The organism is Enterobacter sp. ku-bf2 (assembly GCF_001742765.1).
GTDB classification, from domain to species: Bacteria; Pseudomonadota; Gammaproteobacteria; order Enterobacterales; family Enterobacteriaceae; genus Enterobacter; species Enterobacter quasiroggenkampii.
Genome location: NZ_MDVW01000020.1, coordinates 114,799 through 129,969 on the forward strand (window position 1 = coordinate 114,799; position 15,171 = coordinate 129,969).

Consider the following 15,171-nt stretch of genomic DNA (forward strand, 5'->3'; position numbering starts at 1 on the left):
CTTTGTCTTTTTTGTGAATAGGAAAAAGTATGCTTAGTACGTTACCCGATTTACACAGAAGTTTTGCAGAGCAACTCAAGCTTAAATTTCAGGCTGATTCGCGGATTCACTCCCTTCTCGCTGGCGGCTCGCTTGTTCATGGCGGGTTCGATAAATACTCCGATCTCGATTTTGTCGTTGTGGTAGACCCTCTCTATTATGACGAAATCATGGCTCAGCGTATTGTGTTCGCCGGAACATTGGGTCACCTGCTCCATGCTTTCACCGGGGAACATGTGGGAGAGCCTCGTCTGCTTATCTGCCTGTATGGCCCCGAACTTCTTCATGTCGATCTGAAATTTGTCACCCTCGAAATGCTCACTCAACGCGTCGAGGAGCCAGCGGTGTTATTTACCCGTGATAACCTGGCTCTGGAGCGCCAGCTGGCAAAATTTAGCGCTCACTGGCCCAACATGACGCCGGAGTGGTTTGAGTCCCGAGCCTGGATCTGGCTTCATTACGCGGTCTTGAAGCTGGAAAGGGGAGAACTCTTTGAAGCGATAGGCATGCTGGCATTCTTCCGGGAGCAAGTGCTGGGGCCGATGCTATACCGTCGAGCAAATCTACCGCAACGTGGGGTTCGCCGCATCGAATTCCTCAGCATTGATCCTGATGCCCTGCTGACTTCGACGCTGGCAACGCACGATCGTGATTCCGTTAGCATGGCCATCAGAAAGGCTGTTGATGCTTATATCACTCTGCGGGCTGATGCGCTGCCGGAAAATATCGCAGACGATGCGGCACGTTGGGTGGTTATTGCCATGCTCGAAGCCAGAACCTGACCTTAAAAGGTTTGGTCTGTTCCGCACCCATGTTCAGACGACGTTTGCTAAAAAATGGTCGTCTGAATTTCGGTTGTGAGGTTCTTCCTGAGTGCTTAGATTCATTTTCAATCTATCGAGAGGATATGAATATGAACTTTGCAGAACGCCACTATCAGCATGAGCCTCTTCTTATCGCCAACGTCTGGGATGCCGCCAGTGCTGTCGCAGCGCAAAAAGCAGGCTACCAGGTTCTGGGAACGTCCAGTGCAGCTATAGCGTCCACACTGGGATATGATGACGGGCAGGGAGTGCCGTTTGATGAGTTATTTTATATGGTCACCCGGATCCGGGCTGCCAGCAGCCTGCCATTGAGCGTTGACATGGAAGCAGGGTATGGTGATTCAGCCGAAGAGATAGCAGACAATCTGCGGCGTCTTGCTCAGACAGGCGTCGCAGGCGTTAACCTCGAAGACAGCCGAGTCATAAACGGGGTTCGTCAGCTTGACGATGCCTCTGATTTTTCCCGTAACCTTAGAACAGTATGCGATACGCTGAGAAGCGAAAATTACAGCCTGTTTCTGAACATCCGGACTGACACTTACCTGCTCGGGCATGAAGACGCGTTGCAGGAGACGATATTACGGGGTCAACGCTATAAAGCTGCAGGTGCTGACGGCCTTTTTGTTCCCTGCCTGACGTCAGAGAAAGACATCAGCCTCATTGCAGAGGCAACGGGATTGCCTTTGAATGTCATGTGTATGCCCGATCTTCCGTCATTCGACAGGCTGAAATGGGCAGGGGTAAGCCGTATTTCAATGGGCAATTTTGTTCATTCAGCGATGCAGTCAACGCTGACTGATATCATGCATGCGATCCGATCTCGTCAGACGTTTGAAGGACTTTTTGGCGATGAAAATAACCGATAAAAATCTGTGTGATATCTGGTATCAGGCATTACTTGAACGTGCTTCAGACTACACTGGCGTGTTTTTTGTTGGCGTCAAAACCACTGGCGTATTCTGCATTTCGGTATGCCGGGCGCGAAAGCCCAAGCGCGAAAATGTTGAATTTTATAAAGATGCCAAATCTGCCCTGGCGGACGGCTTTCGTCCCTGTAAAGTCTGCAGACCTGCGGAAAATGCGCACAGCGCGCCATTATTCGTTGAGCAGGCGCTTGCGCTTGTCAGGCGCGATATCAAATCCCGTGTAGCAGACGCGGAGCTTCGTCAGCATGGCATCAGCCCGGAGCGGGTAAGGCGCTGGTTCCTGCAACATCACGGCATCACTTTTCAGGCTTTCCAGCGAATGCAGCGGGTGAACGTTGCCCTGCAGGAGCTAAAAAGTGGACGACCGGCGACTGACGTTGCGCTGGACAATGGCTATGAATCGCTTAGCGGCTTTGGTTATACCTACAAGCGGCTTACTGGCGCAGCGCCGACTCAGGCAACCCAGGTGATAGTCATTCACCGGTTTACCACGACGCTTGGACCGATGTTTGTCTGCGCGACAGAGCGGGGAGTCTGTCTGCTGGAGTTTACCGATCGCCGGATGTTGGAAACAGAATTCCGCGATATCCAGCGTTTATTTAACGCCAGAATCGTCACCGGCGAAAACAGCCATACCCGGCAGACAGTAAAAGAGATCGGCGAGTATTTTGCCGGAACGCGCCGACAGTTTGATCTGGCTTTAGATGCTCCGGGCAGTGATTTTCAACAATCCGTCTGGCATGCTTTGCGTGCTGTTCCCTATGGACAGACCTCACACTATCAGGCCATTTCACTACGGCTTAATAAGCCCAATGCCGTGCGCGCCGTCGCTGCCGCTAACGGTGCCAACCGGATTGCGATTGTGATCCCCTGTCACAGGATAATTGGAAAAGATGGGACGATGACAGGTTATGGAGGGGGGATTTCACGCAAAGAATGGCTTATTGAGCATGAGAAAAACAATGTTTAATGGCGTGAAGTTGCTGTGTCGCCGGGAAAATTTACGGACTTCGCGGGACATGTTGAGGGTACAAAAAAGCCCGCAGGGCTTGCGCCATGCGGGCTTTCAGGACTTCATCGGATGCGAAGTCTGCATACTTCTCAGGAGCATTTATCCAGCTCAGCGGAAAGCCTTTTCATTCTGATAAATAGTGACTTCAGCTTACGTTTTCCGACGCCGGTGCGGCAGATATCGTTATGTACTTTTTCAGACCAGACTCCCGTTTAACCCCTTTGGGATCGGAAACGAAAGGAAGCCGTAAGCGAGGTGAATCGGATACTTTTAGTGTCCAGATATAATTCCCAATAAACCTGAAATCCACGCTATCGTCAGTGACCTGGAGATCTGCAAAAGTTCCTGTAGAGTACTCATTGCCCAAACGAACAATTTCTTTAAGCCCGTAATGAACGTCAATAAGGACAATTGTCAGGGATTCTTCAAAAATAATGTCATCCGTCAGAAACAGGATGTAACGCTGCTCATTAACCTGGACCGCTGCTTCAAGCACTTGCCCCGGTACAATAATGCCGGTGCTTTTACCATTGAGCACAACGTCAGATTGAGCCTGGGATACATCGGTAGCTTCACTAACCTTAACCAATGTTATTGAATTAACCTGTTGCATAATCAATTCCACAAACGTCCTCTTTCCCATGCGGCAAGCGCGCCGCCGACGAAGCCACCGATAGTTGTGCCAACCGTACCAGTAGTACCACTTGTGCCAACGCCTCCTATTGAATGATAAGGCCGTCTGGCAATTTCTGGTATCCATTGAAGCCTGAAGACGCGCAAAGTTGTTCATAACGGGAACTTGGTTTGCATCCTTCCCCAACATTCCTTGTAGCGGCAACATCTAAATCCAAATTTAGGATAACGTTGTGGTGTATGTTCTGGACGATATCTAAGGCCAGTATTAGGATTTAGTTCGTTAGCTTATACAGGGAAAGACTATGGATACGACCGAACAGTTAAACGGAACATACTTCTTTGAGGGAATGAGCGTCGACAAAGAGGAGCTATTTTACTGGCTTATTCTCGATGAATTTAAAAAGCAGTTTAGTGATGTGTGAATCGCCACAGGTTTAACAGACACCTCAGAGTCATTTAAGAAGGTGCAGCAGTAAGCGTTATCCCGAAGAGTTTAGAATTGAAGCAGTCAAACAGGTTGTTGATCGTGGTTATTCTGTTTCCAGCGTTGCAACACGTCTTGATATCACCACCCACAGCCTTTACGCCTGGATAAAGAAGTACGGTCCGGATGCTTCCACTAATAAAGAACAGTCAGATGCTCAGGCTGAGATCCGCCGTCTCCAGAAAGAGCTGAAGCGGGTTACCGACGAACGGGACATATTAAAAAAAGCAGCGGCGTACTTCGCAAAACTGTCCAACTGAGGTACGCCTTTATCCGTAACAACACCTGCTGCTGGCCTGTTCGCCTGCTCTGTCGGGTGCTGGATGTTCATCCCAGTGGCTTTTATTCTTGGCTTCAGCAGCCGCATTCACAACGCCATCAGGTAGAACTGAGACTGACAGGACAGATTAAACAGTTCTGGCTGGAATCGGGATGCGCCTATGGTTATCGCAAGATCCATCTGGATCTGCGGGATAGCGGGCAACAGTGCGGAATCAACAGAGTCTGGCGACTGATGAAACGTGCCGGGATAAAGGCTCAGGTCGGATACCGGAGCCCGCGGGCACGTAAAGGCGAGGTCAGTATCGTATCGTCCAACAGGCTCCAGCGACAGTTCAATCCGGATGCTCCGGATGAGCGTTGGGTAACGGACATAACCTACATCAGGACCCACGAAGGCTGGCTGTATCTTGCCGTGGTTGTTGATCTGTTCTCACGCAAAATTATCGGCTGGTCAATGCAATCCCGGATGTCAAAGGACATTGTCCTGAATGCATTGCTGATGGCTGTATGGCGGCGTAATCCCCAAAAACAGGTGCTGGTTCACTCTGATCAGGGCAGTCAGTACACAAGCCATGAGTGGCAGTCGTTCCTGAAATCACACGCCCTGGAGGGCAGCATGAGCCGTCGCGGTAACTGCCACGATAATGCGGTTGCAGAAAGCTTTTTCCAGTTGCTGAAGCGTGAACGGATAAAGAAAAAGTTCTACGGAACGCGGGAAGAAGCTCGCAGCGATATTTTTGATTACATTGAAATGTTTTATAACAGTAAGTGTCGGCATGGTTCGAGTGATTAGATGCCACCGACTGAATATGAAAACCAGTATTATCAACGGCTCGGAAGTGTCTAGATTATCCGTGGCGATTCAAACATTGGATTTTCCACCATTGTTTTCACCGACCAATACAGTCAAATCTGGGCGGAGACTAACAGTCACATCATCACAAGACCGAAACCGCGAAATTTTTAGTCTACCTAAATACATAAATATCCTTATGTAAGTCTCTTGGGTTTATTCATTCACATCAGTCTCAAACTGTATGACAACGGACGGCGCTTCAAGCAATCCACCTAACCTGATCCCATTGGTAGGGATGACATTGGCACAATTAACCGGATCAAAAATGAGCCTGATTTCATCGGTCTGGCCGGTTTCAAGCCCTGATACCAGGGCGAGAATGAAATTATTACCCCGTTCTTTTGCTCGCTGATACTCATTGTTAGACATCTCTATCTGACTCTGAGGACCACGCCCAGTGGCTTTCATTTCGATGAACAGTTTCCAGTCAATAACGCCATCGGCGCCGACACCATGATTGCGCCGGAAGTCAATAATCCTCTGGTCGTTGGTCGTGTCCAGTGCCTGGGAAAGTAGCTCCCAACCTCTCTGCTCAAGATCTGCATTGGTATAAGCCACTGGAGTGGAAATTGACGTGTTGGTTCCTGATTTTACCGGAGGCGGTGTCGTTTTCAGTCCACGAGCGCCTTTGCTGGTGGTGGTTGTCTTAGCCGTTCCTGTACCTGTTTTTACAGAGGCACGGACCATCGCACCAACTGATGGTTTCAGTGTTCTTGGTTGTACTTGTGCAGAACGACTTTTGGGGGCCGTAACGTTAATTTTGTGTTTTAATGCGGCATTAATATTTGTAGCGATATCTTCCATGGCTTCAGTACGTGCCTCATCACTTGCCAGCCGGATTGGCTCAGCGACTGAATCGAGACTCTTTTTCCATGCGATAGTCCACTCCGCATCAATGCGTCGACGTTCTTTCGATGGAAACAGTGAAGCGATGACTCGGCCACCGAAATCGCGGTCACCAATAGCATCCTGATAAAAATGGAAAGCCTGAGAATTATCTAAACTCACGGCTTTGAGCGAAAGGTCAACAAATCCGCCTGGGAATTCTGGTGCTAAAGCGCGGATGGTGGCGGGTGAATCGTAAATATAGAGCGTTGTATTTTTGAACTTATCCCAACTGATAGGCAGCTTATCACGCAGATCAGGCATACTTTTTGCTAGTTCATTTGAAAGATGCTCAATTGCGTGGCCAAAGCGCAATCTTTCCTGCTCTCCACGCTCTTTCGAGTCGGTATTATCGTTGACACTCTGAAGCTTGGGATTCAGTTCCACAACACGTAGTGCTTTAACCAGTCTTGGAAAATACTGGATATCGCAAGGAGGCACCCAGCACTGGAGGTCGGGAAGCGCTTTGCCTAATTGCTCTCTGAGTTCTGGGTTATCAAGCGAGTAAATGGGCCGCTGTGTCACCCAGCCTGAAGAGCAGAAGAGTGGTAACGTGCGTAATTTATCTTTTGGGTCTCGCTCCTCCTTCTCGAGCCGTGTCTCCATGTAACGATAAACGTCCATCAGTTGGGATTCTGTTTCGGTGCTATACGGCTTGTGAGACAGTTCACGGCAGTACTGAATACAATCAGCAAGACTCGGTTCGGGAATATTCAGGGCATACCAAAGGTTCTGGCAATGCGATGTCGTACCTCCAGGTACAAATGGCCGCTTTCCATGGAAAATATCGAGTCCTCTGAACAATTCATTGGGTCTGGACCAGCCTCTGCCAGAAACATAGATTAACCCGCTCCCCTCAAGAAATCGGGTCCTGAGTTCTTGGATACTCAATTCGCCGACTCGTGTTGCGAAGGTAATCGTTGCGGGGCAGTGCTTTGCAATGGCCCTGTATATTTGCTGTGTCTGTGCCTGAATAACAATTTCTTCGTTCGTTCGTATCGTTTCCAGTGCGGTCAACAAGTCCCCAATCCTGACATCCGTAATAATATTTAAAACACGTAAAAATTCCTTATCGAGGTCTTTTGCATTCACGCCGCAGATGAAGGTCTGATAAAGCGTCTGAGTTTCAGGTGTTTTCAGCACGGCGGAATGGGGTAAAACCGTTTCCCCTTTACCGACTGCAACCCAACTTACATCTCTTAACGTATTCAGCCACGCTGCGGTTACATTCGCTTTAGGATAAAAGTATTTAATGGCTTTGTGTGCGGAAGGAACCGATGAGGTTGGAACATACAGGCGTTGCCAGTTTTTGGTGAGAGTCGTGAGTAGGGCAGGACTCCGCCGTTTTGCGTGTTGTTTGCTTGTTGCTTTGATGCTTTGAATCACGCGTTCGAGATCCGGGGATTCGAAGTCGTAATAAACCAGTTCGGCACCATTAGCCCGAAGTTCTGCTCTCCGACGTTCAGTTACTCCGTAACGATGTTCATCAATTTTTTGTACCCGAGGCGAATATTCAACCCCAAGTAGTAACAGGAACTTTCTGGCACCACGAGATTGTGTTCCATCCTCGCGCTTGCGCTTCGCTCCTCTAGTTATGTTGGTTTTTAAAATGGCTTCGTATTTTGCTCCAACCCACTGGATACCCGGCGTGTTGTCTGCTGCATCAGGCCAGGTAGAGTTTTCGCTATCCAGAGTTTTACACAGGTAGCTTTCTGAAAGCCGCACTTTTTGCCGTACGATCTTGCCGTTTTTATAGACATAACCATCCAGCTTAAGAATCGCGCCTATTTTGATACCTAAAGCTTTTGCTTCTGTATCCCGCAGTTTATCAAACATGTCCCGCAGCGAGCGAAGATCGTCTTCTGATATTTCGATGCTGTCTTGTTCAAATTTTTCAGCAAAGGCTGAGAGCTCAATCACCGTGTTAGCTTGACTGACAAAGGCGGCATTAGCATCCAACCAGGTGGTAACCTGTTCGCCTGCATCCCCATCCTCGTATGCCACATGCAGGCGCTGTATAAGTTGCCAGCGTTGCGCAAATTCAGAAGGTGGGTTCAGCACCAGGGGAATGTCGGTTACATCATCAGAGCTACAAGAAATCGGCTCATTAAGATGCGAGAGTAAGAAAGCGCGGTCAAATAATTCACTCTCTTCATGATGTTCCACCAAGAGTGCGCCCGCCCGGACCCACCATGGTGCAGGTTTAAAATTGAAGAGTTTATTCTCCAGGGAGTCAAGTAACTCATCTGTGCTGACTAGACTTGAGACGTTTAGTTCTTTAATGACTTCGCGCCAGCGGTCCTGAGTATCCCGGACACTTCTGTGCAGAGCATGCTGTCCTTGATGGATACGTTCGACATCGTCCTCGCTAAGAAATGCTTTCAACGTTTGCGCTTCATAACTCAGTGCTGAAAAAGGGTAATGGCCAGAGGGTAACTGGACTACAGCATGCTGAGCTAACCAGGTACGGGTTTTATTCAGTGCAGTTGAAAAGCAGCGGTTAAGTACCGAGTTACGCTCTGGATCGACAAGCTCGGTAGTGAGCGGGATGAGGCGCCAGGCGCTTTTCGGGACGGTAGCGAGCATTCCCGCTGCAATATTTCCCACCACTTCGGCGGTGCGCTCAATGAGCCATCGGTTCCAGTCGTTTTCTATAATAGATTCGCGGGAGGTACTTGGATCGAACTGCGCATCCAGTGAAAAGGTGAGGGTTGTGGGAATGTCAGTACGAAAACCAATATAGACCCCGGATTGGGTTCGCTGTGACGAAATAGCAATGGAAATATCGGTAACTTCGCTGCGCGCTTTATGCGCTGGATGTAAATGTTCAGGAACTGCGACTGATGCTCGCCAGATGGTCCAGTCATTCTCTTGTGCTTTGGTGAATCTACACTGGAGTTTGTGCATTCCTGAGTGGTGTAATGTATAGCCCGTATCTGTCCAGTCTGAAAAAGTCAGTGCACGCTGGCTTTTTATGCTGCCATCGAGCTCGCACCATGTTAACTGGCTTACCGAAGCCAGAAACAGCAACCCGTCGTGGCGCCATGAATCAAACCATGCGGTGAGCTCTGACTCATCAAAGGCAGAATTCAGGTCCGCAACAATAAGCGTATGCTGCATCGGGTCGTAAAATCCGGGAAGGGCCGGTTCTGGTGGCAGGCGGTCAAAATCTAACTGATTACAGGAGAAATGATACGGGGCAGAGTGCACTGCAAGCGTGTCGGCAATACGGAGAAGGGTTTTCATACCGATACCAAAACGCCCGCGCTGATCGGTTCGATTAGTCTTGGAAGTCTGATAGGGGAGGACCATGCCGAGCACATTAAGACAGGTAACCGGGGCACCGTCGTGAACTAGCAAAAGTTGTTTACCTGTTTTCGTCTGCCTGAGTGCAAACCATACCTGTGTGGCCCTGACATCATCGGCGTTCTGTATCACTTCGATGATCCCCTGAAAGGTGGCCACGGCAAGATCTTCTGCGCCTGCTGTTGCGCGTTCAACCAGATCTTTAAATATGCCGGCCGCATTTTTAAGTTCGCTGGCCGCAGTATCCATCATGGCGTTCGCAAACTCAGTGGTTCGGGGATCGTGAATATGTGCTGCTGCAGGATCATTATCAATGATAAGTCGGGCGGCATTTTCCCCTTTAAGAGTATCTGATAGGTCGGGTGCTGTGCTGGTGTGCTGGGAAAGGGACATAGAGCAAAAGACTCGCTGGAAGTGATGACAAAGGCTGTAAGCCTGTTATCAGGCCTTTGCAGCCGTACCCTGTTTGATGAGAATGATAGTGGCGTGGCGCACCGCAGACGGCACTATCAACGATGTCTCGTATTGATAAGCGAGGGGCTCGCTTGGTACTGGTTAAGTGCCCACTCTGATTGGATTACGCTAGCTTACCATTTTGTTGTTTGCTAGTGGATGATTTCCGCAGGACGAGATAAGTGGACGTTCTTCGAAAGAAATATAGCCAGCAGTTTTCTGCATGCGCTGAGTATTTGTTAGCGAACGTGGGGCACTTACTGGCTCGAAAGCAAAGCGGCAATCATCAAATCACATGATTCTGGCACAATATTCGTAACCAGTAAGCGCATACCCTGAATCACTTAAAAGTGTAACTCTCAGGGTTCGAATGACTATATCTGGCGCAGAACGGGCTGCCAGCATTATAAAAGTATTCAGATATATATCATTCCTCTGAACATACACGATTAACGGTGGAATCTCACGATTCTGCCATTTTTTATTATTTTTCAGAGGAGTAGTAATGAACTATTCTGAAGGTTTGAAGTCGTTTCAGCAATCGCTTGCTGGTCTGCCACAGTGGGTATCAGAGCGGATTCTGCAGCAAATAAACCAGTTAACAAACTACGAGCCAGTTATTGGCGTTATGGGTAAATCCGGAGCCGGGAAATCCAGCCTGTGTAATGCACTGTTTGCCAGTGAGGTATCACCAGTCAGCGATGTGGCGGCCTGCACCCGTGAACCTTTACGCTTTCGTCTGCAGGTTGGCGACCGCCATATGACGCTGGTGGACCTGCCCGGCGTGGGCGAAAGTGGCGCTCGCGATAACGAATATGCTGCGCTGTACCGCGAACAGCTTCCCCGGCTTGACCTAGTGCTGTGGCTGATTAAGGCCGATGACCGGGCGCTGGCAGCGGATGAACACTTTTATCATCAGGTGATTGGTGAGGCATTCCGGCATAAGGTGCTGTTTGTTATCAGCCAGTCGGATAAGGCCGAGCCCACCAGCGGTGGGGGGCCATTGTCCACAGAGCAGAAGCAGAATATCAGCCGCAAAATTTGTCTGCTGCATGAGCTTTTCCAGCCCGTACATCCGGTATGCGCCGTGTCTGTCCGCCTGCAGTGGGGGCTGCGGGTGATGGCTGAACGAATGATTAAGAGCCTGCCACGTGAAGCCACCAGCCCGGTGGCGTCGCAACTCCAGCCTTCCTTTCGCACGACGGTAGTCCAGAAAAAAGCGCGTGACGATTTTGGTGGAACGGTCGGCGCGGTACTGGACACGGTAAGTGCTTTCCCACTCATGCCGGCTCCGGTGCGGGCCGTCATTCAGGCCGTGCGCACCACCGTGGTGTCAGTGGCCCGTGCCGTCTGGGATTTCTTCTTCTGAGTATTTAACCCATCCCTGTTATTTCCCTGACCCTGTCGCCGATGCTACGGGGCTTTCTTTTATTTGTTTTCCCATTATGAGGAGTCTGCTTATGGCCCGTCTGGCTTCGCGCTTTGGCGCTGCAAACATTATCCGTCGTGACCGTCCGTTAACCCGCGAGGAGCTGTTTCGCGTGGTGCCCAGTGTATTCTGCGAAGACAAATATGAATCCCGCAGTGAGCGTTATACCTATATACCCACCATCTCTTTGCTGGACAGCCTACAGCGAGAAGGCTTCCAGCCATTCTTTGCCTGTCAGACCCGCGTGCGTGACCCCGGTCGTCGTGAACATACAAAGCATATGCTGCGCTGCGGCGTGAGGGGCAGATTACCGGTAAACAGGCGCCGGAAATTATCCTGCTCAACTCTCACGATGGCACCAGTTCGTACCAGATGTTGCCGGGTTTATTTCGTGCGGTTTGTCAGAACGGGCTCGTCTGTGGTGAGTCGTTTGGCGAGGTGCGGGTGCCGCACAAAGGAGATGTCGTGAGTCAGGTGATTGAGGGGGCGTATAAAGTATTGGGGATCTTTGACCGTGTGGAAGAAAAACGGGATGCCATGCAGTCGCTGATGCTGCCCCCGCCTACACAACAAGCTCTGTCACAGGCTGCACTGACGTACCGTTTCGGTGAGGACCACCAGCCGGTGACAGCACCTCAGATACTCTCCCCACGCCGCTGGCAGGATGAGAGCAATGACCTGTGGGCTACGTACCAGCGTATTCAGGAGAACCTGATTAAGGGCGGTCTCAGTGGGCGTAACGCCAAAGGAGGACGGTCATATACCCGTGCCGTTCGCGGTATTGACGGGGACGTGAAACTTAACCGGGCACTATGGGTGATGGCGGAAGCGATGCTCACGCAGCTGCAGTAAGCGTTTCATGTTGCCACGTTGTTAATACCGGACACCACCTGTCCGCATTGCAACGTGCTGGCGGTCCTCACTCACCGAGGGATGGCCTGTAACCCCCGCTACATCTTTATCCAGGCGTAAAGGCTGTGGGTGGTGTTATCAAGACGTGTTGCAACGCTGGAAACAGAATAACCACGATCAACAACCTGTTTGACTGTTTCAATTTTAAACTCTTCGGGATAACGCTTACTGCTGCACCTCTTTTTAAGTCATCTTAAATGACTCTGAGGTGTCTGTTAAACCTGTGGCGATTCAATTTTGGCTTCTTGAGAATTTCTAATCTGTTCTTTCTGATGTTCCTGAGGATCAATGTCTTTCGCCAATAAAACTCGAGATTCAGCTCTGAGTTTACGTGCATCAGAAAGCGAGACGGCAGGGTAGGCACCGAAGCTCTGTTTGGTTCGCTGCTTGGTCAGAGGGCGATAGTAACGGAACTGCCAGAGCTTACTACCGCTGGCCTTGATTAGCAGAGTAAGCCCGTCGCCGTGATACAGCTGGTAATCGGCATCTTTAGGTTTAGCTGCTTTGATTTCCGTATCGGTTAACGGCTTAGTTTTTCTTGCCATGGGGAGTCTCCATGCGTTTAGGCCCAACGAAAACAATAGAGCTTTTCGTTGGGCCTATCAATGGGCCTAAAAGGTTCGGATTTAATTAGTTCTCTTCGGACTTCGCGGGACAAATTGAGGGCACAAAAAAGCCCGCAGGGCTTGCGCCGTGCGGGCTCTTAGGACTTCATCGGATGACTCTGGTAATCACCGATGGAGAATTTTGGTGGCTGGCGTCCTTGTAATTGGTGGGGGAGGTGGTTGAGTTTGTTGGAGATTTTGATTTTTTGCGAGAAAGGGAAGGCGCAAAAAGAGTGGCGATGGTGTTGATATGGAAGGGGTTTTTGTATCTGTTTGATTTTTAATTTGATTGTTGGGAGCGGGATTTTCCGTGCTAGTTTAGGCTCTGGTGGACGCTATAGGCTTGTCGTTCGTTTCCGAAAGTGAGCGTTTCTGTCGGATAATTCACTCTCTTTAATTTTCTGGCCTGTAGACCATGCTCATCAAATACATACTAATAATCGACGGCGATACAGGGTAAGCGTAAAGTGATAGCCGTCAATGCGGCTATCACTTTACGCTTACCAATAATCTTCGATATCTTAACTGACTTCTACAGGAGCTTGTTACCTGAATAGGTGGTGGCAACCTTACGTTTCTTAAGCTCTTAAAATACTTAACGTTATTATAGGAACCCCATGAAATCAGAGCCGCTTACCGTCAATCAACTCTTCCAGAATCGTCGGCAGTATTGCGTTCCATTTTATCAACGAGCCTATGTATGGACACTAAGAGACCAATGGTCAGCTTTATTAGAAGATATTATCGATAAGGCTGAGAGCAGACTTTCTAAAACAAAACCAACGCCTCACTTCCTCGGGGCCATCGTGCTCGAACCACAATCCAAAGACAGCCTATTGGGGGTGGATACGTCACACATCATTGATGGCCAGCAGCGACTCACCACACTTCAGTATGTTCTTGCTTCCATCCGTCTTGCTCTTCGGGCAACAGGACTTTCCGGCCTGGAGAAGATCGTATTGCCTTGTTTACGCAACATAAACGAAGAGACTATGCGTAATGTAGACGTTGAACGTTTCAAACTTTGGCCGACATTCCGTGATCAAAAAGACTTTATTAAAAGTCTCAACGTTGACTCAGTCGAAGCTCTTCGCGAGGTCTATCCGGAAAACTTCACACAACACGGGACCCTGCGTAAGTATTTCAGCCACCCACCCTCACTGGAAGCATTATGGTTCTTTAGTGACGCTTTTATTCAGTTCATCAACGCGGAAGGGCACCCTGTAGCCTCAAATGCAGAGGCTTTGATTAATGCAGTCCTGACTGACCTCAAAATGATCAACATCACCCTGGAGGAAGGAGATGATGCTCAAATCATTTTTGAAACGTTAAATGGCCGTGGGGCAGAACTTCATGCAACTGATCTCATTCGCAATTACATCTTTATGCGCGCTGTAAGTGACGATATTGATGCTGCGATGTTGTATGAGAATGACTGGAAGCCTTTTGAAGATCCCTACTGGACTGAAAATCAACGCCGTGGTCGTATTTATAAACCCCGACTGGAATGGTTAATTCACGCCACGCTACAGGCTGAAAAACGCAGTGAGGTGGATTTGTCGCGCCTTTACAATGAATTCCGGGACTTTGTGACTAAGGATATGCCTGCGCGCCGCGCCGATCAGCAGGTCGCGCTTCTCACTCGCTATGCTAATCAATATAAAGAACTGATCGGAGATAGTGGTACGACTCCTGTCGCGCGCTTTGGCCGTCGTATTGCAGCCTATGACGTGACGACTATTCATCCTCTTGCGCTCCTGATTTCAGTCACTGATATCTCTGATACCGAAAAGACAATCATGTTTAATGATCTAGTCTCATATGTTGTACGAAGAGCCGTGTGTGGGTTGACACCTAAGAACTACAATAACGTATTCATGGCTGTCTTACGGCACCTGGCTAAAACTGCCGTTTCTAGTATTGAGCTACGCTACAGCCTTAAGAATCTGAATGGCGAGGCTTCTCGCTGGCCGACTGACTCAGAATTCCTTAATGCCTGTATCACCGCACAGCTTTATCCTGGCAGGCTTGATACGCCGAAGATGCGTATGATGCTGACAGAGCTTGAAGGGGAACTGCGCCGTCAGGTTAAAACAGAGGAACCAGATGTTCCTAAACTTTCCAGCCTTGATATCGATCACCTTATGCCTCAACAGTGGTTCTCTCACTGGCCTCTCGAAAATGGGCAATCTGTTACGGATACAGAAGCATCAGCGGTTGCTCAGATAGTTCTTGCAGGGGCGGAGCTGACGCCTGATCAGGAACTGGTGCGGAAACGGCAGCAAGTAATTGCAACTTTGGGAAATCTTACGTTACTTAACCTCAGCGTGAATCGATCCCTCCAACACTCAGATTTTCTAAAGAAACGCGATGCTTTTCTTGCCCATACCAGCCTGCGTTTGAACGTGCCTCTGACCGTTAAAGACAGATGGGATGAGGAACAAATTCTCTCCCGTGGTGTGTTGCTAGGTAATGCCGCACTTAAAATGTGGCCGCGAGCTGATTAACGTCTTGCGTGAGAT

At 49.4% G+C, this 15,171-nt stretch carries 9 protein-coding genes and 4 pseudogenes; 8 read left to right on the forward strand and 5 right to left on the reverse strand.

All coding sequences use genetic code 11. The annotated features are described in order from the left end of the window. Nucleotides 1-29: 29 nt before the first annotated feature. From BFG58_RS19405 to BFG58_RS19415, 3 genes are all read left to right on the forward strand, one after another. Nucleotides 30-821: a hypothetical protein gene (locus tag BFG58_RS19405; RefSeq protein ID WP_069720377.1), complete on the forward strand. Its 792-nt coding sequence runs from the start codon at nt 30-32 to the stop codon at nt 819-821. A 131-nt stretch (nt 822-952) separates the two neighbouring features. Beyond that, entirely contained in the window at nt 953-1,729 is a 777-nt protein-coding gene (locus BFG58_RS19410) for an isocitrate lyase/phosphoenolpyruvate mutase family protein (protein ID WP_069720378.1), read from the forward strand. After that, nucleotides 1,713-2,759 carry a bifunctional transcriptional activator/DNA repair enzyme AdaA gene (locus tag BFG58_RS19415; protein WP_069720379.1) on the forward strand — a complete coding sequence of 349 codons (1,047 nt, stop codon included), beginning with the start codon at nt 1,713-1,715 and terminating at the stop codon, nt 2,757-2,759. Before BFG58_RS19410 ends, BFG58_RS19415 begins: the two co-directional genes overlap by 17 nt. A 187-nt stretch (nt 2,760-2,946) precedes the next feature. Here BFG58_RS19415 and BFG58_RS19420 read toward each other — a convergent pair whose 3' ends face one another. After that, nucleotides 2,947-3,414: a hypothetical protein gene (locus BFG58_RS19420; RefSeq protein WP_069720415.1), complete on the reverse strand. Its 468-nt coding sequence runs from the start codon at nt 3,412-3,414 to the stop codon at nt 2,947-2,949. Nucleotides 3,415-3,739: 325 nt separating this feature from the next. On the opposite strand from BFG58_RS19420, the pseudogene BFG58_RS24465 reads away from it, so the two are divergent. Both BFG58_RS24465 and BFG58_RS19425 read left to right on the forward strand, forming a co-directional pair. After that, nucleotides 3,740-3,856 (forward strand): annotated as a pseudogene (locus BFG58_RS24465) (STM2901 family protein); the annotation flags it as partial. Between the two features lie 79 nt (nt 3,857-3,935). Beyond that, a protein-coding gene (locus tag BFG58_RS19425) for an IS3 family transposase (RefSeq protein ID WP_139125330.1) occupies nt 3,936-4,996 on the forward strand; the annotation gives its coding sequence in 2 pieces (ribosomal slippage) (nt 3,936-4,155 and nt 4,155-4,996; 1,062 coding nt in all). Between the two features lie 69 nt (nt 4,997-5,065). Here BFG58_RS19425 and BFG58_RS24415 read toward each other — a convergent pair. Both BFG58_RS24415 and BFG58_RS19430 read right to left on the reverse strand, forming a co-directional pair. Continuing rightward, nucleotides 5,066-5,185: an AAA family ATPase gene (locus BFG58_RS24415; protein ID WP_302622434.1), complete on the reverse strand. Its 120-nt coding sequence runs from the start codon at nt 5,183-5,185 to the stop codon at nt 5,066-5,068. A 27-nt stretch (nt 5,186-5,212) separates the two neighbouring features. Continuing rightward, on the reverse strand, nt 5,213-9,643 hold the full coding sequence (locus BFG58_RS19430) for a sacsin N-terminal ATP-binding-like domain-containing protein (RefSeq protein ID WP_083261537.1): 4,431 nt from the start codon (nt 9,641-9,643) through the stop codon (nt 5,213-5,215). A 565-nt stretch (nt 9,644-10,208) separates the two neighbouring features. Here BFG58_RS19430 and BFG58_RS19435 point away from each other — a divergent pair. Then, nucleotides 10,209-11,072, forward strand: a complete 864-nt coding sequence (locus BFG58_RS19435; protein ID WP_069720382.1) for a GTPase family protein — start codon at nt 10,209-10,211, stop codon at nt 11,070-11,072. Nucleotides 11,073-11,163: 91 nt separating this feature from the next. Further along, nucleotides 11,164-11,984, forward strand: a pseudogene (locus BFG58_RS19440) (DUF932 domain-containing protein). A gap of 104 nt (nt 11,985-12,088) precedes the next feature. On the opposite strand, the pseudogene BFG58_RS23555 reads toward BFG58_RS19440, so the two are convergent. Together BFG58_RS23555 and BFG58_RS19445 are read right to left on the reverse strand one after the other, a co-directional pair. Next, a pseudogene (locus BFG58_RS23555) lies at nt 12,089-12,217 on the reverse strand (transposase); the annotation flags it as partial. 63 nt (nt 12,218-12,280) lie between these two features. Further along, a pseudogene (locus tag BFG58_RS19445) lies at nt 12,281-12,589 on the reverse strand (integrase arm-type DNA-binding domain-containing protein); the annotation flags it as partial. Between the two features lie 677 nt (nt 12,590-13,266). Here BFG58_RS19445 and BFG58_RS19450 point away from each other — a divergent pair. Then, nucleotides 13,267-15,156: a DUF262 domain-containing protein gene (locus BFG58_RS19450; protein ID WP_069720384.1), complete on the forward strand. Its 1,890-nt coding sequence runs from the start codon at nt 13,267-13,269 to the stop codon at nt 15,154-15,156. The last annotated feature ends 15 nt before the right edge of the window (nt 15,157-15,171 follow it).

Excerpts from the sequence above, each read along its gene's own strand:
- BFG58_RS19405 (WP_069720377.1), top strand. The coding sequence starts at position 30 with ATGCTTAGTACGTTACCCGATTTACACAGAAGTTTTGCAGAGCAACTC.
- BFG58_RS19410 (WP_069720378.1), top strand. The coding sequence starts at position 953 with ATGAACTTTGCAGAACGCCACTATCAGCATGAGCCTCTTCTTATCGCC.
- BFG58_RS19415 (WP_069720379.1), top strand. The coding sequence starts at position 1,713 with ATGAAAATAACCGATAAAAATCTGTGTGATATCTGGTATCAGGCATTA.
- BFG58_RS19420 (WP_069720415.1), bottom strand. The coding sequence starts at position 3,414 with ATGCAACAGGTTAATTCAATAACATTGGTTAAGGTTAGTGAAGCTACC.
- BFG58_RS24415 (WP_302622434.1), bottom strand. The coding sequence starts at position 5,185 with ATGTATTTAGGTAGACTAAAAATTTCGCGGTTTCGGTCTTGTGATGAT.
- BFG58_RS19430 (WP_083261537.1), bottom strand. The coding sequence starts at position 9,643 with ATGTCCCTTTCCCAGCACACCAGCACAGCACCCGACCTATCAGATACT.
- BFG58_RS19435 (WP_069720382.1), top strand. The coding sequence starts at position 10,209 with ATGAACTATTCTGAAGGTTTGAAGTCGTTTCAGCAATCGCTTGCTGGT.
- BFG58_RS19450 (WP_069720384.1), top strand. The coding sequence starts at position 13,267 with ATGAAATCAGAGCCGCTTACCGTCAATCAACTCTTCCAGAATCGTCGG.